At 64.5% G+C, this 21,794-nt stretch carries 22 protein-coding genes and 1 tRNA gene; 8 read left to right on the plus strand and 15 right to left on the minus strand.

Annotated elements, in window-relative coordinates:
* The 3 genes from GXP34_07600 to GXP34_07610 form a co-directional block, all read right to left on the minus strand.
* Nucleotides 1-1,373 (minus strand): hypothetical protein (locus tag GXP34_07600; protein NOY55836.1); only part of this gene is annotated, 1,373 nt, incomplete at its 3' end.
* Complete coding sequence (locus tag GXP34_07605) at nucleotides 1,370-1,588, minus strand: hypothetical protein (protein NOY55837.1); 219 nt, start codon at nucleotides 1,586-1,588, stop codon at nucleotides 1,370-1,372. The genes GXP34_07600 and GXP34_07605, both read right to left, overlap by 4 nt.
* Nucleotides 1,589-1,592: 4 nt before the next feature.
* Nucleotides 1,593-1,856 (minus strand): hypothetical protein, encoded by a 264-nt coding sequence (locus tag GXP34_07610; protein NOY55838.1) that lies wholly within the window; start codon nucleotides 1,854-1,856, stop codon nucleotides 1,593-1,595.
* Between the two features lie 98 nt (nucleotides 1,857-1,954).
* Here GXP34_07610 and GXP34_07615 point away from each other — a divergent pair, with 98 nt between their 5' ends.
* Nucleotides 1,955-2,650 carry a LysM peptidoglycan-binding domain-containing protein gene (locus tag GXP34_07615; protein ID NOY55839.1) on the plus strand — a complete coding sequence of 232 codons (696 nt, stop codon included), beginning with the start codon at nucleotides 1,955-1,957 and terminating at the stop codon, nucleotides 2,648-2,650.
* On the opposite strand, the gene GXP34_07620 is transcribed toward GXP34_07615, so the two are convergent.
* The 7 genes from GXP34_07620 to GXP34_07650 all read right to left on the minus strand — a co-directional run bounded on the left by GXP34_07620 (nucleotide 2,651) and on the right by GXP34_07650 (nucleotide 8,016).
* Nucleotides 2,651-3,058 (minus strand): YjbQ family protein, encoded by a 408-nt coding sequence (locus GXP34_07620; GenBank protein NOY55840.1) that lies wholly within the window; start codon nucleotides 3,056-3,058, stop codon nucleotides 2,651-2,653.
* A 61-nt stretch (nucleotides 3,059-3,119) separates the two neighbouring features.
* Nucleotides 3,120-4,064: a ribose-phosphate pyrophosphokinase gene (locus GXP34_07625; protein ID NOY55841.1), complete on the minus strand. Its 945-nt coding sequence runs from the start codon at nucleotides 4,062-4,064 to the stop codon at nucleotides 3,120-3,122.
* A gap of 27 nt (nucleotides 4,065-4,091) precedes the next feature.
* A complete protein-coding gene (gene glmU, locus GXP34_07630; protein ID NOY55842.1) occupies nucleotides 4,092-5,465 on the minus strand; it encodes a UDP-N-acetylglucosamine diphosphorylase/glucosamine-1-phosphate N-acetyltransferase in 1,374 nt (457 codons plus the stop codon).
* A 23-nt stretch (nucleotides 5,466-5,488) separates the two neighbouring features.
* Nucleotides 5,489-5,559: transfer RNA gene (locus GXP34_07635), tRNA-Gln, on the minus strand.
* Nucleotides 5,560-5,631: 72 nt separating this feature from the next.
* A complete protein-coding gene (gene ispE, locus GXP34_07640; protein ID NOY55843.1) occupies nucleotides 5,632-6,486 on the minus strand; it encodes a 4-(cytidine 5'-diphospho)-2-C-methyl-D-erythritol kinase in 855 nt (284 codons plus the stop codon).
* Nucleotides 6,476-7,273: a 16S rRNA (adenine(1518)-N(6)/adenine(1519)-N(6))-dimethyltransferase RsmA gene (gene rsmA / locus GXP34_07645; protein ID NOY55844.1), complete on the minus strand. Its 798-nt coding sequence runs from the start codon at nucleotides 7,271-7,273 to the stop codon at nucleotides 6,476-6,478. The genes ispE and rsmA overlap by 11 nt, the downstream gene beginning before the upstream one ends.
* On the minus strand, nucleotides 7,270-8,016 hold the full coding sequence (locus GXP34_07650) for a TatD family hydrolase (GenBank protein ID NOY55845.1): 747 nt from the start codon (nucleotides 8,014-8,016) through the stop codon (nucleotides 7,270-7,272). Before GXP34_07650 ends, rsmA begins: the two co-directional genes overlap by 4 nt.
* Nucleotides 8,017-8,109: 93 nt before the next feature.
* On the opposite strand from GXP34_07650, the gene GXP34_07655 reads away from it, so the two are divergent.
* A complete protein-coding gene (locus GXP34_07655) occupies nucleotides 8,110-8,397 on the plus strand; it encodes an AbrB/MazE/SpoVT family DNA-binding domain-containing protein (GenBank protein ID NOY55846.1) in 288 nt (95 codons plus the stop codon).
* A 12-nt stretch (nucleotides 8,398-8,409) separates the two neighbouring features.
* Here GXP34_07655 and rsmI read toward each other — a convergent pair whose 3' ends face one another.
* The 5 genes from rsmI to GXP34_07680 form a co-directional block, all read right to left on the minus strand.
* Nucleotides 8,410-9,228 (minus strand): 16S rRNA (cytidine(1402)-2'-O)-methyltransferase, encoded by an 819-nt coding sequence (gene rsmI, locus GXP34_07660; GenBank protein ID NOY55847.1) that lies wholly within the window; start codon nucleotides 9,226-9,228, stop codon nucleotides 8,410-8,412.
* The gene (locus GXP34_07665; protein ID NOY55848.1) at nucleotides 9,228-10,562 is read right to left on the minus strand and encodes a hypothetical protein; all 1,335 of its coding nucleotides are present in this window, start codon (nucleotides 10,560-10,562) and stop codon (nucleotides 9,228-9,230) included. The genes rsmI and GXP34_07665 overlap by 1 nt, the downstream gene beginning before the upstream one ends.
* Nucleotides 10,563-10,740: 178 nt before the next feature.
* Nucleotides 10,741-11,874 carry an FAD-dependent oxidoreductase gene (locus GXP34_07670; protein NOY55849.1) on the minus strand — a complete coding sequence of 378 codons (1,134 nt, stop codon included), beginning with the start codon at nucleotides 11,872-11,874 and terminating at the stop codon, nucleotides 10,741-10,743.
* A 120-nt stretch (nucleotides 11,875-11,994) separates the two neighbouring features.
* Nucleotides 11,995-14,208: a Na-K-Cl cotransporter gene (locus GXP34_07675; protein NOY55850.1), complete on the minus strand. Its 2,214-nt coding sequence runs from the start codon at nucleotides 14,206-14,208 to the stop codon at nucleotides 11,995-11,997.
* Nucleotides 14,209-14,375: 167 nt separating this feature from the next.
* Complete coding sequence (locus tag GXP34_07680) at nucleotides 14,376-15,716, minus strand: FAD-binding oxidoreductase (protein NOY55851.1); 1,341 nt, start codon at nucleotides 15,714-15,716, stop codon at nucleotides 14,376-14,378.
* 117 nt (nucleotides 15,717-15,833) lie between these two features.
* Between GXP34_07680 and GXP34_07685 the strand changes: the two genes are divergently transcribed.
* From GXP34_07685 to GXP34_07710, 6 genes are all read left to right on the plus strand, one after another.
* Entirely contained in the window at nucleotides 15,834-16,373 is a 540-nt protein-coding gene (locus GXP34_07685) for a hypothetical protein (GenBank protein ID NOY55852.1), read from the plus strand.
* A 124-nt stretch (nucleotides 16,374-16,497) separates the two neighbouring features.
* The gene (locus GXP34_07690; protein NOY55853.1) at nucleotides 16,498-17,628 is read left to right on the plus strand and encodes an alanine dehydrogenase; all 1,131 of its coding nucleotides are present in this window, start codon (nucleotides 16,498-16,500) and stop codon (nucleotides 17,626-17,628) included.
* The gene (locus tag GXP34_07695; GenBank protein ID NOY55854.1) at nucleotides 17,625-18,923 is read left to right on the plus strand and encodes an acetyl-CoA hydrolase/transferase family protein; all 1,299 of its coding nucleotides are present in this window, start codon (nucleotides 17,625-17,627) and stop codon (nucleotides 18,921-18,923) included. The genes GXP34_07690 and GXP34_07695 overlap by 4 nt, the downstream gene beginning before the upstream one ends.
* Nucleotides 18,924-19,034: 111 nt before the next feature.
* Complete coding sequence (locus GXP34_07700; protein NOY55855.1) at nucleotides 19,035-19,760, plus strand: (Fe-S)-binding protein; 726 nt, start codon at nucleotides 19,035-19,037, stop codon at nucleotides 19,758-19,760.
* On the plus strand, nucleotides 19,757-21,145 hold the full coding sequence (locus tag GXP34_07705; GenBank protein NOY55856.1) for an iron-sulfur cluster-binding protein: 1,389 nt from the start codon (nucleotides 19,757-19,759) through the stop codon (nucleotides 21,143-21,145). Before GXP34_07700 ends, GXP34_07705 begins: the two co-directional genes overlap by 4 nt.
* Complete coding sequence (locus GXP34_07710) at nucleotides 21,135-21,788, plus strand: hypothetical protein (protein ID NOY55857.1); 654 nt, start codon at nucleotides 21,135-21,137, stop codon at nucleotides 21,786-21,788. The genes GXP34_07705 and GXP34_07710 overlap by 11 nt, the downstream gene beginning before the upstream one ends.
* The last annotated feature ends 6 nt before the right edge of the window (nucleotides 21,789-21,794 follow it).

Here is a 21,794-nt window from a genome sequence, read left to right on the forward strand (position 1 = left end):
GCGGCGAAAGAGAGCACGAGCGTGCGCAGCAGCTCGCTCTTTCCCGAACCGGTGGTCCCCGCGAGCAGTCCATGGGGGCCGTCGGCGACGAGATCGACCTCGAGGAGCCCTTCGGGGCCCAAGCCGATCGGCGCACGCAGTCCTCTGTCCTCGTGCCATCGTCGAACGATGGACTTCGGGGTCGGGAACTCGAGCAGCTCCTGGAGTCTCACAGGTCCAATACTCGACCCTCCACCGGGATCTTCAGGGTCTCGCACCCGTGCAAGCGCCCTTGCCACGACGAGGGCATCGGCTTCGGGCTGCAAGATGGCGGCAACCTGTCGCCGCAGACCGTCCCCGACTCGCAGGAGCGAGCCTCCGCCATCTGCTCCCACGTCGATCACGAAGTCGCAACCACCCGGAAGTTCGAGCACGGTCTGTGCGATCACGATGTTCACGGCATCGGAGACCGCTCGGTCACCTCCATCCAAGACATGAACCTCGAGGCCACCGGTCCGTCCGGCATGTGGGAGCCATTTCAGCCAGTCCCAACACGGCTCACTCGGCCCTCGCACCGACAGGTCCGCCGGCCCGTGCTGCACGACCGCCTGCACGAGCATCCATCGCACGACACCCATCGCGGATCCCCGATCGCCGGCCACGCCCACCGTCAGGCCGGGCGCCAGCACGACTCCCACAGGATCTCCGCCGGGTGCCAAACCAATCGATACGAGGCCGAAGTCTGCATGGTCGGGCCTCCGCTCCCACAGGGCGGACGTCATCTCCACCGCGCGCTCGACGACCTCGTCGGGAGCCGGCATCTGGAGGCGACGGTGAGCACGCCGGCTTCGCTCCCATCGAAGCCGGTCCGCCCTGTAGCGACCCATCTCCTTTGCGTGACGCTGCCTCGTCTCGTGGCGCTCGCGACGTACCGTCAGCCGCCCTTCGATCCACGTGCCGATGACCATGACCGGCCCGAAGAGCGAGAACAGCGCAAGGGCCGGACCGAACACCATCCCGAGTACGGCCCCCGCCAGTGTGGAGACCACCACCGTGGCCCATGCGAACCGAACCCGCCGCTCCGGCATGGATGTCTGCTCGGGAGGTCGGGGTGGCGACGGAGCTCGAGATACGCCCACTCTCGGAGGCCGGTTGAAGGAAGTCACCCCTGAACGGAACCTGCAGGCAGGGCGTTGCGCGTCGCCTCTGCCGGTTGCACGAAGTACGGCTCCATTGGGGATCTCGGAGATGGTAAGTTCGTCTGCTGCCCGCCAGCCGTCGATCCACAACTCGTCCGGAGCGCCGGGCAGTACGCCTCGCAGGTCCGCGACGGTTGCATCCTGTGCCGCGTCGAGCACGAGATCCGTGTCGTTCCATGTAACGCAGATGTTCACGGGGTCGGGATGAGAACCATGGCGGCGCGGAGATCGTGACGCACGCCTGCCAGGACCGTGCGCCGCCGGCGCAGTTCCGACCGGAAGCGCTCTGCCGCCGGACCCGACCACCAGATCCCGGCTGCCTGCCCCATCGCCGCGATCTCGTCTTCCAGCGCGGCAACACGGACCGCCAGACCGGCAAGCCGGCGGCTGAGCAAGGCTTGGTCGAGCATCAGGCTACGAAGTGGCGGACTCGATGGCCTGACGGCGCCTCGTGACGGCAGCGGCGCTCTCGGCCATCGCCTCGCGAAGCCGGTGCAGCGCAGGGACGAACTCACCGGCCCACCGATCTCTGAACCGGCGCGCAGCGGGTCCCGTCCATGCAGTCGACTGAAGTGAGGCCGTGATCCGAGCCTCGAGCGCTTCGACTGCCGCGGCCTCTTGTTGGAACCTTCCGGCAAGGTCTTCGAGTTGGGCCAGATCGCCCCCGTATACAGCCATGGTGCTCCTTTCCTACCGGAAACCTACGATGCTGTGTAACGATTGTCTAGAGGGTATGAGCATTGACAACCGAACTCGTCATGATGTACCGTTGCCCCGTGAAGCGACTCGTCAAACTCATCGCCCTCGTCGCGACCGAGGTCACGGCAATCGCCACGCTCGTGTTGGTCGGACGGGCACCCTTCATGAAGATCGATCTCCAAGCCGCCGACCCGATCGATTCGCTCATGGCCCTGCTCAGAGTGATCACGCTCGGAGCCGTCCTCTGGCTCACCGCTACGACGCTCGCCTACCTCGCTGCCGGCGCCCGGAGGGCTCGACTCCCCCGCTGGTTCACGATTCCCTTCGTCCGGAGGATCATCGACCGGGCGATCGCCATCGCAATCGTCTCCGGTGCGGTCGCCCAGCCGGCTCTCGCGACGGCTCCACCGGTGATCGTCACGATCGATCCCTCCGGCATGGTGCTGCCTCCCGGGGTGCGCATCGCGTCCGCCGGCCTCGAACGATCTCCCAACTCGGCCCCTGACCCACCGGACACGACGCCGCCGGTCGCAATGGCCGGATCCGTACCTGCTGCTTCGCCGTCGACGGCAACGGCATCGGTCACGGTCCAGGCGGGCGACAACTTGTGGAAGATCGCGCGGCGACATCTCCAGTCGCTCGGCGAAGATCCGGCCAACCGGCGGCTCGCGGCCTACTGGGCGAACGTGGTCGATGTGAATCGAAGCGTGCTTCGCTCCGGGAATCCCGACCTCATCTACCCGGGAGAGACGGTGCTGCTGCCTCCGGCCTGATCATCCTTCGATCCAGGACAACCGGATCCTCCGTTCGGGATTGTCGCCGTTCGGATCGACCAGCACGAGCGACTGCCACGTCCCGAGTGTCATCCTGCCTCCAACCACCGGAATGGTGAGGCTTGGACTGACGAATGCCGGAAGGACGTGATCGGCTCCATGGCCGGGGCTGCCATGCCGGTGTCTCCACCTGGAATCGTCTCGCGGCAGGAGGGTATCGATCGTCTCGATGAGATCGGCATCGCTTCCGGCGCCCGTCTCGATCAGCGCGAGGCCGGCCGTCGCATGCTCTGCGAACACGGACAGCAGGCCGTCCCCACGCCCGGAGACGAACGCAGCCGCCTCGGAAGTGATGTCGAATACCCCCCTTCGGTGTCCTGTGGTGACATGCACGATCGTGGTATCCATGACCAAACACTATCCCGAGAAGCAGCCACCACAAAGCACGGGGTACCGTGATTGCGGCAAGCTAGAGATTCTCACCGAGGAAGATCTCCGACACACTCGACTCGACGAAGATCGCCTGGAGTGCCTCGGCGAACAGAGAGGCAACCGACAGCACCTTCAGTTTCGAAAGCCCGAGGGCTTGCTCCGGCACCGGAAGCGTGTTGGCGATCACGACCTCTTTGATCGACGACTTCTCGATACGTTCGATGGCCGGCGGGGACAGCACACCGTGAGTTGCGACAACCCGAACCGACAGAGCGCCCTTCTTCATGAGCAGTCGGGCCGCACTCGTCACCGTTCCGGCCGTATCGACCATGTCGTCGACGATGATCGTGTGCCTGCCCCGCACTTTCCCGATCATCGCGAGTGCTTCGGAGACGTTACGCTCGGTGGCCTCCCGACGTTTGTGCACGAAGCCGACGTACGCGTTCAAGTGCCGCGCGTAGCGCTCGGCCCTCTTGACGCCCCCGGCATCCGGCGACACGACCGTCGTGGGGCCTTCGAGCCGCTCTCGGAGGTACTCGATGAAGATCGGCAGCGCCGTGAGATGATCGAATGGTCTCGAGGTGAACCCCTGAATCTGTCCACTGTGCAGGTCGATCGAGACGAGGCGATCCGCTCCGGCCGCGAAGTACATGTCGACCATCAACCGAGCGGAGATCGGCTCTCGCGGGAGACCCTTCTTGTCCTGCCGTGAGTACCCGAAGAACGGCATCACCGCGGTGATGCGTTTGGCCGACGCGCGGCGGAGCGCGTCGATGATCAGCAACTGCTCCATGATATGGAAGTTCACCGGGCGCGAGTGACTCTGGAGCACGAAGCAGTCGGCTCCCCGAACGCTCTCCGTCGGCCGCACGTAGATCTCACCATTGGCGAATACGGACCGCTCCAACCCGCCCTGATGCACATCCATGAGCTCGGCGATCTCGTCGGCGAGCGTCGGGTTGGCGCTCCCCGAAAAGAGCATGAGTCGTTTTCGGCTTGCGATCTCCACTCAGGAACCCTTCTTCTTTCGGCGAGCAGCGTAGTCAGGGATCTCCTTCTGCAACGAGCGCTCGATGGCCAGCGCTCCTGCAGGAACATCCTTCGTGATGGTCGACCCCGCCCCGGTTACGGCGTCTTCACCGATCGTCACCGGAGCAACGAGCATCGTGTCGGACCCGATGAAGGCCCGATCACCAATTACCGTTGCATGCTTGGCGATCCCGTCGTAGTTGCAGGTGATGGTTCCTGCGCCGATGTTGGCGTCCTTGCCGATCTCGGTATCTCCGACATAGCTCAGGTGTGGCACTTTGGAGCCTTCGCCGACCGTCGTCTTCTTCATCTCCACGAATGTCCCGACCTTGCTGCCCTTGCGGAGAACCGTCCCCGGCCGCAGCGAAGCGTACGGACCGACCTCCACGCCTTCACCGACCTCTGCTCCTCGCAGCACCGAATACCAGACGTGGGCATGTGGACCGATCGATGAGTTCTCTGCGGTGACGTTTGGCCCCACACGAGCTCCTCCGGCCACGGTCGTCGCCCCGCGCAGGTGGGTGTCAGGCAGCAGAATGGCTCCCGGCTCGAGCTGCACATCGGCCTCGAGATAGACCCTGTCGGGATCTTGCATCCATACGCCTCGTCGCATCCAATGCTCGTTGATGCGTCGGCGCATCAGCCCGGCAGCTTGCGCAAGCTGGATGTGGCTGTTCACTCCCGCGATCTCCACGGGGTTCGTCTTGAGAGCATGCAGCGGGTGGCCTTCTTCGGCAAGGATCTCAATGACATCGGTGAGGTAGTACTCGCCCTGAACATTGTTCGGTTCCACCCTGGGCAAGGCGTCGGCCAGGAGTAACCCGTTGAACACGTACACCCCACCGTTGATCTCGTTGATCCGTCGCTGCGAGGGACTTGCGTCTCCGTGTTCGACGATGCCGACGACTCGGTCCCAACCGTCTCGAAGGATCCGCCCGTAGCCGGCAGGGGCTTCGATATCCGCGGTGAGGACCGACACCGCAGATCCGGTGCGCCGGTGCGTCCGGATCAGCTCGGCGAGCGTCTCGGGGACGAGCAGCGGAGTGTCCCCGGGAGCCACGAGTATCGAATCCGCGTCGCTCGCGACGATGGCGCTCAACGCGATTCCGGTCGCGTGTCCGGTGCCGAGTTGCTCTTCCTGGACCACGACATCGACATCGTCGGAAATGGCGTCACGGACCATGTCGCCGCCTTGGCCGACCACAACCACGATCTGCTCGGGTTCGATGGGCCTGATGGCGTCGAGCACCCAGGCGATCATCGGCCTCCCCGCCACCGTGTTCAGAACCTTGGGAAGGTCCGATTTCATACGCGTGCCGGCTCCGGCGGCGAGCACGACTGCTTTCACGGCCATATGGCCCCTCCTTCGATGGTGTGCTGGGGGGAAGGGACTCGAACCCCTACTGACGGGACCAAAACCCGCTGTGCTGCCATTACACCACCCCCCAAATTCTCATCACCCTCTCGGGCCCGAGGGAGTCTACAGCCTCCGATCCAGCTGCAACCCATGGACCTCCAACTCACTCGACGCGCCGTGCACCGGTTGCCAGAGGGACTGCGGATACTCCGGCGCGGATACCCGACGGTGTCTCGGCGAGGGCGGACACGGCTTCCTGTTCATCGGAGAAGAACGCGAACAGGCTCGGCCCGCTGCCGGTGAGCAGAACGGGGCGATCCCAGCGGCCTTCCAGGTCGACCATCCAATCTTCGAGGTCGCGCGCCACCGAGAGAGCCGCAGGTTCGAGGTCGTTGCTCAGCGGTGCGAACTGTCGCAAGGACGGTGGCACGGTCTTGCCGGTGATTACGCGGGGCTTCGGATCGCCCAGCCGGTCCCATGCCCGGTACACCGCGGCGGTCTCCAACTCGAAGGGTGGTGTCACGATGGCCACCGCGTAGTCGCCGGCGGGAGTCAGCGCCGTCAGGCGTTCTCCACGGCCTTCCATCATGGCGAGCCCGCCCTGGAGGCAGAACGGAACGTCGGCACCGACCGACGCAGCAACTCGAGACACGAGTTCGTTGGGAATGTCGAGCACCGTCGCGGCAAGCAGCAGCGCCGCCGCGGCGTCGGCGCTGCCGCCCGCCAGGCCCGCCGCGACCGCAATCCGCTTCTGCAAACGGATCCGGAGTGCGGTTCGGACGCCGGTCAGAGCACGCAGAGCTTCGATCGCCCGCCACACGAGGTTCTCGCCCCCGTCGGGAACCTCAAATCCGCTGATTTCCAACTCGTCATCGGAGGAGAGCTCCATTTCGACGGTGTCGAACCAGCTCACCGCCTGGACGAGCGAGCGAAGCGTGTGATAGCCGCCGGCATCGAGTCCCAGCACGCGGAGTGTGAGGTTCAGCTTCGCCGGTGCCTCTGCACGCTCACTCATCATGAGCGTCCGCGAGGTCCAAGAATCGTTCCGGAGCAAGGTCTTCGGGACGCGCCGTGGGAGGGATTCCTGCCCGTTCGAGCACCGCGACGTCGAGCGTTGCGCGCAGCATCTTGCGACGATGCCGAAACGCCACCGCTGCGACCTCGATGGCGCGCTCGACCCGTTGTCGATCGACGCCCGATCGTCTCGTCATGACGACGACCGCCGACGAGACGCTCGGCGCCGGAATGAACACCTGAGGGGGTACGACAAAAGCTCGATGGACTTCGCTGGTGAGACGCGCAACGACCGACGGCAGCCCGTATTGCCTGGTTCCGGGAGGCGCGACGAGGCGATCGGCGACCTCACGCTGCACCATGACCGTGAATCGTGTGATCTGAGGTGCCGTTCGCAACAGTTTGAGCACAAGGGGCGTGCCGACGTTGTATGGGAGGTTCGCGACCAGCTTCCACGGTCCCGCATCGAGCGCATCGGGAAGGGCGTGCATCGCATCCTCGAAGCGTAGCTCGACGTCGGATCGCTCTCCGACGACCTCAGCGAGGACCGGTGCGAGGCCCCGGTCGATCTCGTACGCAAGCACGCTCGCTCCCGTCTCGGCGATCGCGACGGTGAGCGCCCCGGTTCCGGCACCCACCTCGACGACCTGATCGCCGGCGCTCACACCGGCCACGCGCACCATCTTGTCGATGATGTTTCCGTCTGCCAGGAAGTGCTGTCCGAGTCGCTTGCGCGGAGTGAGCCCATGTCGACGGAGGAGACTGTCGATGGAAGTCGGACTCTGGCTCATGGACGATAGATTCGCGCCGCATTCGACGAAGTGACCGCCGCGACCCGCACGGGGTCCATTCCCCACACTCGTGCGAGCGCTTCTCCCACCAGCACGACTCTGGCAGGTTCATTGGGTTGCTTCCTGAACGGTGGAGGAGACAGATAGGGGGTGTCGGTTTCGACGGTTGCCCGCTCGGGGGGCACGAGAGCGGCTCCGCGCCGGACGGTGTCCCCCGTCTCGAACGCGACCGGGCCCGCGAACGAGAAACGAACTCCGATCTCGAGGAACCGTTTCGTCCAGCGGGGCCCACCCGTCCAGCAGTGAAGGACGACACGGCCGGCGGTCTCGGTCTCCTCGACGATTCTGTGAACATCGGCAAACGCGTCCCGACAGTGCACGACCGCGGGGAGATCCAACTCGGCGGCAAGGAGCAGTTGCTCCCTGAACACCTCACGTTGTGTCTTGCGGGGGGCCACATCGCGGTAGTAGTCGAGCCCGATCTCGCCGATCGCCACCGACCCGGTCGCCAGCCGAGCGATCTCGTCGCGCTCGTCGGCCCACTTGGCCGCTTCGTGCGGGTGCAGACCCGCCGTGGTGAACACCCGGCCGGGAACTTTGAGCGCGAGGGCCATGGCGGCTTTCGTCGTCGCGACGTCGATTCCCGGGACAACGACCCAGTCCACGTCGTCGGCTCGTGTCAGCAGCGCGACGGGGTCCTCGTCGACCAGCTGAAGATGGCAGTGCGCGTCAACCCAGGTCATCGAGTCGAGCGTAGCGGCGCCACACGGTCGTCGAAGTGCATGCCACGCATGCCCCGGTGGACTCCGCCCAAGGGGCTGCGATCTTCCGGTAAGATGTGGGCCACACCGACCAGGACCGGTGGAGTACATCCCAACCTATTGGAGGCTGTTATGGACACCGGCATCGCACGCAAGATCGATGTCCTCGGGCGGGTCGTGATCCCTGCCGAAACTCGGCGCCTGTTCAATATCAACGGTGGTGACCAGTTGATCATCGGAGTCGAGGGAGACTCGATCCTGATCCGCAAGCTCGAAGCAACCTGCACGTTCTGCAACTCGACGAAAGACGTCTCGACCTTCAAAGACAAGGGCATCTGTGCCGTCTGCCGGAAGGCTCTCTGACATCTGAGCCGCTCAGCCCTTCTCTTTCAGCGCAGCTTCGTAGAGGCGGCCTCGGGGAACCCGTAGCCGTCGTGCTACCTCGCGGACGGCACCTGCAAGAGGCTCGCCCTCCGCCATGAGAGCCCGAACCTCCTCGAGCGCCTCGTCGAAGTCCGGTTCCCGAACAGGAGCGCCACCGAGTACGACCGTGAACTCACCGCGCTGAGTATCCCGGAACCGATCGGCCGCCTCCCCGAGCGTTCCCCACCACAGCTCTTCATAGAGTTTCGTGAGCTCTCGAGCGACAAAGACCGGCCGCTCGCCACCCGCCGCCGCGGCAAGATCTTCGAGATCGTTCCCGACGCGTCTCGGAGAGGCGAAGAACACCGTCGTACGTGTCTCCTGGGCAAGCTGATCGATGCGACGCGACCGATCGCCGCCCTTGCGCGGCAAGAACCCTTCGAAGACGAACCGTTCGGACGGCAGGCCCGACACCGCCAACGCCGCCGTGACGGCACTCGGGCCGGGCACGACCGTCACATCTGCCTGGACGGCCCGAGCTGCACGCACCGCCGCCAGCCCGGGATCGGAGATCGCGGGCATCCCCGCGTCCGTGACCAGGGCAACCGTCTCTCCTCGGGCAAGTCGCTCGGACAGTTCAGCAACCCTGAGCTGCTCGTTCCCGGCAAAGAACGATCGGAGCGGCTTGTCGATTCCCAAGTGATCGAGGAGCGTTCTGGACCGACGCGTATCCTCGGCGAATACGACATCGGCGCTCCGCAGGGCTTCGACGAGTCGCCGGCTCGTGTCGCCGAGGTTACCGATCGGGGTACCGCAGAGAACCAGAGGCATCAGAAGTCCGGGAAATACGAGCGGAGTTCCGCGCCGATAGCCGGGTCGTCGGCAGCGATGAACAGAACTCGATCCGCGACCCGGGATACGAAGGCGTAGGTGTCACCCGTCAGCGCAATGCCGCTGCCATCGTTGCGAGTTCTCGACACCGCCATGTCCGCGGTGACATAGTCGCCCAACGCCTCCCGCATCTCGATGGCGTCGGTTTCGCTGTCGCCCGCGTAGAGAAGGGCGAACGCGACGTTCTCACCGTTCCAGAGGAGGCGATACTGGTCGCCTCCCCAACCGGCCGCGGCGGCATCGGCGACGTCTTCCCCAAGTTCCTGACGGAACATGACTTCGAAGATGAGCTCCCCCCAGACGGACTCCTCGACTGTCTCGTATCCGTCGAGCGGAGTGTCCGGTAGCGACACCGCGACTGCAGGCTCTCGTGCGGCGTACTTGTCCGGATGGATCACCTGCTCGGTCGTGGTCGGCGGGTCGACGTACGCTTCGTTGATGCGGTCGAATCCGGTGCTCGCACTCCACAGACCGTTGAGAAGGGTGAAACCCGCGTTGTAGGGAAAGACGAGCAGGTCCTGGATGAACCGCGGTGCCGCGTCGAAGACACTCGTGTCCTGATTGAGAGAGCCGGCGATCACCTCCTGCTGCTCGCCGGTGGCAAGCGCAGCGACATAGTGCAGCTCGGTGAGCGTTGCGTCTCCTTCCGTCACGGCTTGCAGCGCCGAGAGCCGGTCGAAGCGCTGAGCCTCGTCCAAGGCATCGGCCTCGTCGGAGAATCCGAAATGCTGGTCGGTAAGCGCATGGGTGAGCTCGTGCACGAGTGTGGCCTTCTGGGCAGGGCTCAACTCGTCCTCATTGCTGGGAACGACGAGCTCCTTCGTCTCTCCGTCGTAGAAACCGAGCACCTGCTCACCGTAGAGATCCTGGTAGAGAGCAAGCAGGTCCGTGCCTTCCGGAATGAGACCGAGGAGCTCTTCGAGCGCCGTGTCCCTGGCGATCTCATCCGGGTCGATATCCTCGTCGATCAGCTGGCGAACCCTGTTCGCGAGCTCGTCATCGTCGACCAGGGTAACGGTCGGTTCGGCGAGGAAATCGAGTTCACGGATCTGTTCGGTCCGCGCGATCAACTCGTTGATCTGAGTCAGGATTGCCTGTTCGTGAAGCGTCTGCGGGTCCAGCGTCGTCGTGGTCGACGGAGGAGCCGTCGTCGCAGGAGCCGTCGTCGCAAGAGATGTCGAGGAGGAGGACGTCGTAACCGCCTCACCCGGCGGCGTAGACACACACGACGCTACAGCAACCGAGACGACCAGGAGAGTGAAGAATCGACGCATGGCAGAACCCTACCCTCGGCAAGGGTTCGTGCGCCCGAACGATGCGGAGGGAGCGCCCTTCACGAGAGGCATCGGCCGGTTCGCTCCGCTACGAAGAGCCGCGAATCACGTTCTGCCATGAGCAAGCGCCAGAACGCCTCCTCCAAGACGACTCTCTCGTATCTCGGCTCTCTCAGACTCAGACCTGGAACGTCCGCCAATCCAGATCGAAGAGTTCCTTGTCGCTCATTCCCCCGACGCTCGGCGGCTCGAGCGAGATGTCGGGTCCTCCGGGAGCAAAGAACTCCCCGCCCACCTGGGCCCCTTCGGTGCCGGAGAACGCCATGAAGCACCGGCCGACGCCATCATATGGTTGCGGTGGCTCCGTTCCATCGATGCGCGAGGCGATCACGCCCGCGGCAGTGCGTCCCTGACGGGCGGCAAACGCCCCCGCCTTGGGGAGCACCTTCTCGCCGATGGGAACGATGTTGACGTCACCAACGGCAAACACACCCGGTACCGACGTCTCGAGGGTTCCTCGATCGACCTGGACCCACGGGGAATCGGCGAGGAGGCCGGAACTGGCAACGACGGCCGGTGGGCGGTGGACGGGAATCGTGACAGCCACATCGGTGATGATCTCGCTTCCGTCGGAAAACAGCATCGAACGCGGTCCGACCCGGGTGACCGTCACTCCGGCGTGCAACCGGATATCGCGATGCTCCAGCGCCGCGGCAACCTGCCGACCTGCCCGCGGACCGGCGACGGCGAGAGGGGTGGAACCGGGAACGGCGACATGCAACTCCGTGCCGGCCCGCAGACCCCGCTCGCGTAGCCACCAGTCGATCATCATCGACATTTCGAACGGGGCAGGTGGACACTTGATCGGAAGCCCGGACACTCCTATGACGACGGTCCCACCGCGGAACTCGGCAAGTCGATCCCTGAGACGCTCGGCCCGAGCCAGGTCGTAGAAGCCGTGCGCCTCCTTCGCCCCCGGCACCGCATCCCAATCGTATGTCGCTCCGAGAGCGATGACGAGGTAGTCGAAGTCGAAACCGCCGACAGATGTCGACACGACCCGTTCCCGCACGTCGATATGGTCGATCTCCGCTTCCACGAATCTGGCGCCATACCGAACGAGGTCGGAGAGATGCCGGGCAATCTCGTACCGGTCACGCTTCCCTACGACGATGAACGGGTTGTCGGCGGCGAGGTAGCTCGTTTCGTGCCGATCGATGACCGTGACACTGTGCTCGTCGCGAATCTGCGACAGAGCGACCGCTGCGGCAGCACCTCCGAACCCGCCACCGAGAATCACGACCTTTTTCACGGCGCCTCCTCACCTTCACCCTACGCGAATGCGTGAGTCGCGTACGGCGCTCGCGCCGCGTCACGAGAATGGAATCTCGGTCTCTGCCGCGGCCGAGCCGGTTCTCGACCAGGATGGCCGTCACTCCTCCGGGTGATCGCCCAACAGGCGTCCTCGAAACTCGCCGGCGCAACGAACGAAGATGACCGTCGGCAAACCCTCGACGAGTTCTTCCAGCCGATGCGCATATTCGACCTCTTCACCGGGTCGGTTCGCACGGAGTCCCATCAACACGACATCTGCTCGTGCCGAACGCTCTCGGATCAGGCTCTGGACAGTCTGACCGCTGCGCCGCACGATGACCTCGGTCTCGGCAGGGATGCGGGCGGCGTGGATGACCCGATCGAGCATGCGGGCATTCCGTTCGGCCATCATGTCGCTCGAAGTAATGCTCATGATGCGAATCCGGGCGTCGCGCCACTCCGGATTCAGCGAGATCAGGTGAGCGAACAGTGCAAGCATGTCCCCGTTGTTCTGCAGACCGCCCCACCACACATGGATTTCACGACCGCTCGCTCGCCGCTGATGCGGGACTGTCCGGCAGATGATCGCGGACTTGCCGATACGCGCGAGGCGTTCGATGATCTGCAGCGCGGAGACCCGCCGCTCGAGCTTGTCGCTGAATCCGAACATGACGGTGTTGGATTCGATACCGGCGATCCCGTTGGCCTGCGCGACGGCAACGGCGCCGTCCACGAAGTCGCCCACGACATCGACTTCGGCGAACGCGACGACTCCGAGCTCATCCAGATCCGCGTCGAGTTGCGCTCTTCGTTCGGCGGCAAACTCGCCATACCGTTCCAGCGATCCGACACCGAGCTCGCACACGGTCAGGATTCCGCGATCCTGCACGAGCCACGCAGCGAACCGCGCGAGGTCCGGACGGCGCCGCACGTCACCGGAGAACAGCAGGATGTTGGGCCGCCAGTTCCGCGGATCGTTGGGCAGCCTTCGGAGCTGGATCACCGTCGAGCGAACGAGCGACATCATGGCACCGCGCCGCAGATCCCCCCACGGGGCCACGAGTGCCCTCCTGCGCATCAGGAGATAGACGCCAACCTCGATAACGACCGCGACCACCAGAGCCACCGGGCTGATCAGGAACATGACCCAGAAACACGCCCCGGCACCCGCAAGCGAAATCGTCCAGTGGACGCGCATGGTCGGGCGGTACGACGGATCGGCAGTCAGATTCTCCACGCCCGCCACCAGGTTCACCATTCCGTAGGTGGTGAGAAAGAACATGGTCAGCACCGGGGCGACCGCATTGATGCCACCGAGAAGGACCGCTCCGAGCGCGACGAGCAGGGAAATGAGCAGAGGAACTCCCGGACCCCGCACCCTCCCGATCGGAGAACCCAGCCATCGTGGGAGGACTCGATCGGCCACCATCGCTTCGAGGGTTCGAGGCGCGGACAAGACGCTGCCCACCGCGGAGGAGAAGATCGCTCCCCACAGGCCCGGGAAGATCAGCACACCGGCAGCGCCGGCGATGGTGAACCAGATCAGATTGTTGGCGACGAGGTCGGCAGGATCGGCTGCGAGCGCCAAGCCGACGGCGACACCGATGTAGACCACGAATCCTACGAGCACGGCCGCGATCGTTCCTCGCGGGATGGACCGGTCGGGATGCTTCAGATCACCCGACAGGCTGATACCGACCAGGATTCCGGTGACCGCAGGAAAGAATACGGCGAAGACGGCCCAGAAGCCGGGTGGCTCCTCGAATGCAGTCGTGAGACGAATCGTCTCTGGGCTGCTGTTCGCGATACCGACACCGAGAACCACGAGTGACACCCCGATGGCGACCATGATCGGGATCTGCAGCCGAAGCGCCAGGCCGGCCCCTCTGGCGGCGAGAAGGGCAACCACGAGCACCGTTGCGGCGGCAACCACCTTCTGCGGCACTGCGGGCCAGACGATCCCGAGGCTCTCGGCCAGCCCGAAAGCGTAGAGCGTCACCGAGAATGCCTGTGCGAAGAACAACGGGATGCCGATCGCCGCCCCGATCTCCACCCCCAGGCTTCGCGAGATGATGTAGTAGGCACCTCCGGCGCCCACGCGCATGTTGGTGCTGACGGCGGAGACGGACAGGGCGGTGGCCAGCGTCACGAGATTGGCGATGACGATGATGACGAGCGCACCCGTCAGCCCGACACTGCCGACGACCCAACCGGTCCGCAGGTACAAGATAACGCCGAGGATCGTCAGGACGGACGGTGTGAAGACACCGATGAACGTGCCCAACTTCTCATCTCTGGATCGGCCCTTCAGCGCCGTCAACATCCGCTGCATTGGTCTCCCAGGGACCGGTCAAGCAAGGCTAGTGGCAAGTCGAGTGTCGGTGTCGAAGCGAACATGGCGCGTGTGAGGATCCGGGGACGAGGGCCTCCGGAGACAGGAGAATCGTGAACGACCAGACGGTGGAACCTTCTCGACGCCTTCTTCCTTCTCGACCGACGTCAGAGCTGCCCCGCATCTGCGTCGATGCCGTCGAGATAGGAAGGATCGTCATAGCGTCGGCGCCTGAAGGCGTCCGCGAACTCCGGCAGATCCTGGCCGGTGATGTGCAGCGACAGCAGCTCGGCCGCAGCCTGTGACGCCATGATGCCGAACCCGGACAGTGCCCCTATGACGAACGCGCCGGGTGTTCGCAGCGGCCCGATGATCGGGTAATTCTCGGGCGTCTTGACGTAGTACCCCCCGTCGACCCAGGTCTTGGGCACTCGTTCACGGTACGCCTCGAGACCGGGGATCATTCTCGACAGACCCCGCAGCACGACCTCGGCGTGCATCGGATCGACGGGGACGGGGAATCTGGGCGTCATGATGCGTCGCCGAACCTCCCACAACCCCAGCACCCACGGCGATTCGTCTCCGCCTTCCGGACGGAGGTGGCAGCCCGAGGGAAGGAGATCGAGCAGATCCGACATGCCGTCTCGCAACCCGGAGATCTCTTCCGGATCCCAGTCGATGGACTGCGGGTCGTCCCAGATCAGCAACGGAGCGTCCCTCGGCACCACACCGAGATGATCCTTGAACGCCACCTTGAGGTGCAACTCGGCGTGAATGGGAAGCTCCTCCCCGAGCAGACCTGCCACATCGCCCACCATCGGGCCTGCAGCGTCGACGAAGAATCGCGTTTCGATGCGGCTCCCATCGTCGAGATCGACGGCCCCGACTCCGGCCGGACCGGTCTCCACACCGATGACCTCGCGAGGCAGGAACCTCACTCCCGCCGACTTTGCCTCCGCGAACAGCCACGCCCCGAGCTGCTGCGCGTCGAGCCACCCTGCACGACGCACATGCAGCGCCCCCACGGCGTCTTCGGTCAGGTAGGGAAAGAGCCGCCGAAGCAGGTCGGGGTCCGCGATCAGGTCCGCACCCGAGGTCATCCTGTCCCAACGCCGCGCCACTGCACACGGCGTCCGATCCTTCAACGGTTTGTGGACGCGCAAGCTTCCCCCGCCTGCCTTTGCCGTTGCGATGGCATCGGATTCGAGGGCCTCGAGACGGGTGTCGTCCCCGGTGACGTAGATGTAGCCGCGCCGGTCGAGATTGAAGATGTCGCCCGAGGTGGTGGCGAACTCTTCGAGGAGATCGATCGAGCGGTTCATGAGATGAATCATCGGTGCTTGTGGCCACCAGTTCCGATAGCACTCGGTCGACTTGTCGCTCGTCAGGGTCAACGGCGGGCGCGGGTCACACAGAATCACGTCCCGTAGGCCGTGACGCATCGACAGGTGGTACGCGACACTCACGCCCGCGATACCCGCACCGGCGATCACAACCTCCGCCTTCACGCTCCTGCTTCCTCCCCACGGGAGCCACATACCCACGAACCCAGGGCTCAGGGGGGTCACTACGACCCCTACGAGCCCAGGGTTCAAGGACACCGGCGCCGATCCTAGGCTTGGGGGGTGTCACACCTCCGTTATCGTGTCCTCCTCCTCCTTCTCCTCATCACACTTGGAGCATGCGCTCCGCCGGTAACCCATGACCTCTCCGGTTCGCTGGCGGTGTTCGATTACTCCTATCACAACGATCTCATCGTCGAGGAGGCCCAGCGTCTGGCGAGAGGTGACTACTTCGGACTTCCCGAGGCGGAACGCGATGCCGTCTGGATCGAAGCTGTCGGCCTTGTACGAGGAACGCCGTGCACAGACGGAGTCGAGACGTTCCCCGGGATTCATGCGGGAGCTCCGGTACGGATCATGGATGCCGACGGCAGCATGCTCGCCGACAGCGCCCTCTCGGGTGGATTCGTGGACCTTCTCCCCTATCCGGACGTGCAGGCGAAGGTGATCGCCGTCTGCCGCTTCGAGTTCGAAGTGCCAGAACTCGCGGATACGACCGGCTACGCGATTCTCGTAGGAGACCAGGAGCCGAAAACCTTCACCAAGCCGGGCCTCGAAGCAGCCGGATGGACGGTATCGCTCGAATTCGGGGTGAACCGTTGAGCTTCTGCACCACCGCCGGGATGTGAACGATGCTTCGTCCGACGAGATCTAGTCTTGGGCCGACACGACATCACATCGTCACGGTTCACGCGACACGCCCCATCCTCGGGCGGGAGGTTGATTAATGATCATCGGAGTCCCCAAGGAATCTCTACATCACGAGCATCGGGTTGGCCTGACTCCGGACGCCGCAGCCCACCTGCACAGGCTCGGACACACGGTTCTGGTCCAACACGACGCAGGACTGGGTGCCCGATTCTCCAACCACGAGTATGAGCAGGCCGGCGCGCAGATCGTCTACAGCGCGGAGGAGGCCTACCGACGTGCCGATCTCGTCACCAGGATCGGCACGATGTCTTCGGTCGAGCTGGATCTCCTCAAGCCCGGATCCGCAATCTGCAGTTTTCACCACATGGCGGTCGCCTCGAAAGCACTGGTCGACGGGTTGGTCGAGCGAGAGATCACCGCCGTCTCCTACGAACTCATCGAGGACGCAGCAGGCAACCGCCCGATCCTCGCACCGTTCAGCGAGATGGCGGGAATGCTCGCTGTGCATCTCGCCGGCTACTACCTCCAGAACGACTCCGGGGGAAGGGGAATCCTGTTGGGCAACGTGCCGGGGATCTCCCCACCGACCGTCGTCATCCTCGGTGCGGGAATCGCCGGCCGGACGGCGGCATGTCACGCGAGAGCGACCGGGGCCCGCGTCGTCGTGATCGACACCGACATGGCGAAACTGAGATCGGTGAGTTCCCGATGTGGCGGTCAGGTTGCGACTGCGAACGCCAGTCTCGAGCCGCTGGAGAACTACACGGCTTCGGCAGACGTGCTCATCGGCGCGGTGCTCATTCCCGGTTCGCGAGCTCCGATTCTGGTCACCGAGGACATGGTCGAAGGGATGCGTCGAGGAAGTGTGATCGTCGACCTCTCGATCGACCAGGGAGGTTGCGTGGAAACCAGCCGGCCGACGGGTCTCGACCAGCCGACCTACATCGTCCACGATGTCGTGCACTACTGCGTGCCGAACATGACGGCGAACGTCGCCCGCACGGCCTCCAAAGCGCTCACGAGAGCCGTCCTGCCCCAACTGGTGTCGCTGGCCGAACGAGGGACCGGAGGTGCTGCGGCGGCGGATCCCCATCTCGCCGCGGGAGTGGTGATGTATGAAGGAAACCTCGTGCACCGCCAGGTCGCCGCCGCCCACGGCCTGCCCTTCGTCGAGCTGAGATCGCTCCTGACGGGAGCCGGCGCATGAACTGGTTCGACGACTACAGATCGAAGCTGCAGACTCCGCACCAGGCAGTCTTCCAGATCCAGAGCGGCGACCGTGTCTACTACGGAGGGAACGCGGCGATCCCGTGGGCACTGGTCAGGGCGCTCGCAGAACGAGGCGAAGAACTCTCCGACGTCCAACTCAATCACGTTCTCCTCGTTGGCGACGATCCCCTCTCCGATCCGGCGATGGCCGATCATTTCCGTCACAACTCGCTCTTTGTGGGACCGGCGGATCGGGCTGCGGTGAACGAAGGACGCGCAGACTACGTTCCCATCTTCCTGCACCAGATTCCGCGCCTGTTCAAAGAGAACATCATTCCCCTGGATGTCGCAATGTTGATGGTGTCCCCGCCGGACGAGCACGGCTTCATGAGCCTCGGCGTCGAGACGCTCGCCTCCCAGGCCGCCTACCAGTCGGCCAAGAAGGTGATCGTCCAGGTGAACACGAAGATGCCGCGCATTCTCGGCGACTCGTTCCTCCACGTGAGCAGGGTCGACACGATCGTCGAGCACACCGAGGCGTTGCCCAACCTGATACCGAAACCGGCCACAGAGGTCGAACGCAAGATCGCGGCGCACGTACTCGAGCTCATTCCGCCGCGTTCGACGGTGCAGATGGGCATTGGCGGCATCCCAGACTCGGTGTACGAGTCGATGGAAGGCGATCTACAGCTTGGGATCCACACCGAGATGCTGTCGGACGGAGCCATGCGCGCCATCGAACGCGGCGTCGTCACCGGGGCATACAAGTCGCTCCATCCCGGGAAGGTCGTGATCACGTTCGCGATGGGAAGCGACGATCTCTACGAGTTCCTCGACAACAATCCGCTCATCGAGGCACACCCCGTCGACCACACGAACGATCCGTTTGTCGTTTCCCAGAACGACAACATGGTCGCGATCAACTCTGCGATCGAGCTGGATCTGACCGGACAAGTCTGTTCCGACTCGATCGGCCCATACATCTACTCGGGGTTCGGCGGGCAGGTCGACTTCATTCGCGGTGCGGCGAAGTCCAAAGGCGGCCGACCCATCATCGCGCTTCCCGCAACCGCCAAGGGCGGAACGCTCTCTCGCATCGTCCCGTTCCTGAAGCAGGGCGCCGGTGTGGTCACCAGCCGTGCCGATGTTCACTACGTCGTCACCGAATACGGCGTCGCCAACCTGTTCGGCATGAATCTCCGGGAACGGGCAGAGGCGCTGATCGAGATCGCCGCCCCTCAGTTTCACGAGGAGCTGGAGGCCGCTGCGAAGGAACGCAAGCTGCTGCCGTGAGACTCTCTGCCGGTACCCGGGGATGGCGAACGGATTCATCTCGAGCAGGTGCCGACATCGACCAGAGCGTGGTCCACCCCAGGAGAGGACCGAGCGAGTAGCGTCCTGTCCATGGCCACCGTGCAGCTCTTCGTCACGTGCCTCGTCGATGCGTTCGCGCCGCAGGTTGGAGAAGCCGTCGTGGACCTTCTCGAGCGACTTGGACTGACCGTCGAGTTTCCCTTCGGACAGACGTGCTGTGGTCAGCCTGCGTTCAATGCCGGTTTCCGTGACGAAGCCCGGCGTATGGCCGTGCACACACTCGAGGTGCTCGACGCCACCGAAGGCATGATCGTGCTGCCATCGGGGTCGTGTGCGGACATGGTCATCCGCCACATCCCCGATCTCGTCGCCGACGACCCCGACCTCTCCGAGGCGGCTCAGAGGGTCGCGGCCAGGACGCGTGAGTTCACCTCGTTCCTGGTCGACGACCTCGACGTGACCGATGTGGAGGCCACCGGCGCCGGCTCCTGCACGCTACACCACTCCTGCCATGGCCTGCGGAACCTCGGCGTGAAGTCACAGCCTGAACGGCTCCTCGACAACGTCCAGGGAATGGATCGGGTGGAACTCGCGGACGCGACCGAGTGCTGTGGCTTCGGAGGCCTGTTCGCTCTCGAGATGCCCGACGTATCTATCGCGATGCTCGACAGGAAGCTCGACAACATCGAGGCAAGCGGTGCCGACACGATCGTCGGAGGCGACATCTCGTGTCTCCTGCACATTGCAGGAGGTCTGCACCGGCGAGGGAGCTCCATCGAGGTTCGCCACATCGCCGAGATCCTCGCCAAACGATGACCTCCTTCCTCGAACGAGCGCGCTCGGACATCGGCACTCCCCCGATTGCCGCGCTGCAGATCGGCGCGCGACGATTCTCCGACCATCGCGCGCACGCCGTCGAGGCATTCCCGCCGATGGACGACATGCGAGATCGCGCTCGAGCAATCCGCCTCCACACGCTCGCGAATCTGGATCGGTATCTGGCCCAGTTCGCAGATGCTCTCGAAGGGGTGGGAGGGCACGTGTTCTTCGCCGCGGATGCCCACGAAGCCAACGAGTACGTCGTACAACTTGCGCACGCCCGAAACGTGGAGCGGATCGTCAAGTCCAAATCCATGCTCACCGAGGAGCTGCACCTCAACGACGCCCTCGAAGCCGAGGGGATGGAGGTCGTCGAAACCGATCTCGGAGAGTTGATCGTGCAGCTCGCGAACGACCGCCCATCACACATCATCGCCCCGGTCCTCCACAAGACCCGCTTCGAGATCGGCACGCTGTTCGAAGAGAAGCTTGGCGTCCCGTACACAGATGATCCGATCCAACTGAACACGATTGCCCGCCGCCATCTCCGTCCCCTGTTCCTCACCGCGGACATGGGGATCAGCGGCGTGAACATCGCTGTCGCGCAGACCGGTTCCATCTGCATCGTCACGAACGAAGGCAACGGTCGCCTCACCACCACGGCGCCCAGAATCCACGTTGCGATGTTGGGTGCGGAACGCCTCGTCCCATCGATCGGGGACATGTCCGTCATCCTGGAGGTACTCGCCCGCAGCGCGACAGGCCAGAAGCTGAGCGTCTACACGAACGTCCTCACCGGCCCTCGCCGCCCCGGTGAACCGGACGGCCCGGACGAACTCCATGTCGTGATCGTCGACAACGGGCGCTCGAAGGTCCTGGCGGGTCCAAGCTCCGAGATCCTGGCCTGCATCCGCTGCGGAGCGTGCCTCAACGTCTGTCCCGTGTACCGGACCGTCGGCGGGCACGCCTACGGCAGCACCTATCCGGGACCCGTCGGATCGGTGCTCACCCCGGCACTGTTCGACCTCGACGAATGGTCGGATCTGCCGTACGCGTCCACGCTCTGCGGAGCATGCCTGGAAGTATGTCCCGTTCGTATCGACATTCCCCGACTCCTGCTCGATCAGCGCAACCTGTCCGTGCAGACGCGAACCGGACCCATGTGGATGCGACGCCCGCTGCGTGCCTACGCAGGTGCAGCGACGCACCCGGGCCGCTTTCGCGCGCTGCTGCGTGCCGGTGCCGTCATCGGTCGTCTGTTCCGCACCGGATGGATCCGCCGGCTTCCCTGGCGAGGAGCCGCATGGACCCGGGGCAGGGATCTGCAGGCACCAGTCAAGTCGTTTCATCGACGCTGGAAGGAGCGCAACCGTGGATCGTGACGCGTTCTTGGCTCGGATCCGGTCGGCGTCGGCGTCCCTGTCGGCCTCTTCCGACCCGGGGATTCTCGTCCCCGAGCAGCCCCCCGGTGATCTCGTAACCCGCTTCTGCCGTGAGCTCGAAGCCGTCGACGGGGTGCCCCACCGTGCTGTGGATACGGATGATGCCCTCCGCATCGTCCTCGAGCTGATGGAAGGACACCGTTGGTTCATGGCCCGTGGGCCACTGCCGGTGCCCGGCCTTGCCGGCCGCCTGATTCATGACGGCTATCGGATCATGAACAGCGATGTGCCACCTGACCCGGCGGCGCGTATCGAGCACCAGCTCGCCTACAAGACACTCGAGGTCGGGATCACCGCGGCGGACGCCGCTCTGGCCGAGTCGGGGTCGATCGTCGTCACGTCGGGACGCGAATCACCGCGGATGGCGTCCCTGATCCCGGAGACCCACATCGCTCTGGTCCGCACCGATCAGATCTATCCGTCGCTCAGTCACTTCCTCGCCGAACGCTCCGAGGTGGCGACCCGGTCGAGCAACATGGTCGTGATCACCGGGCCGAGCCGCACCGGCGACATCGAGCAGACCCTGACGCTGGGTGTGCACGGTCCGCGCCAGGTCCACGTCGTCCTCATCCCGTTCTCGTGACGGTTG

Source organism: Actinomycetota bacterium, from assembly GCA_013152275.1.
Lineage (GTDB): Bacteria > Actinomycetota > Acidimicrobiia > Spongiisociales > UBA4744 > BMS3Bbin01.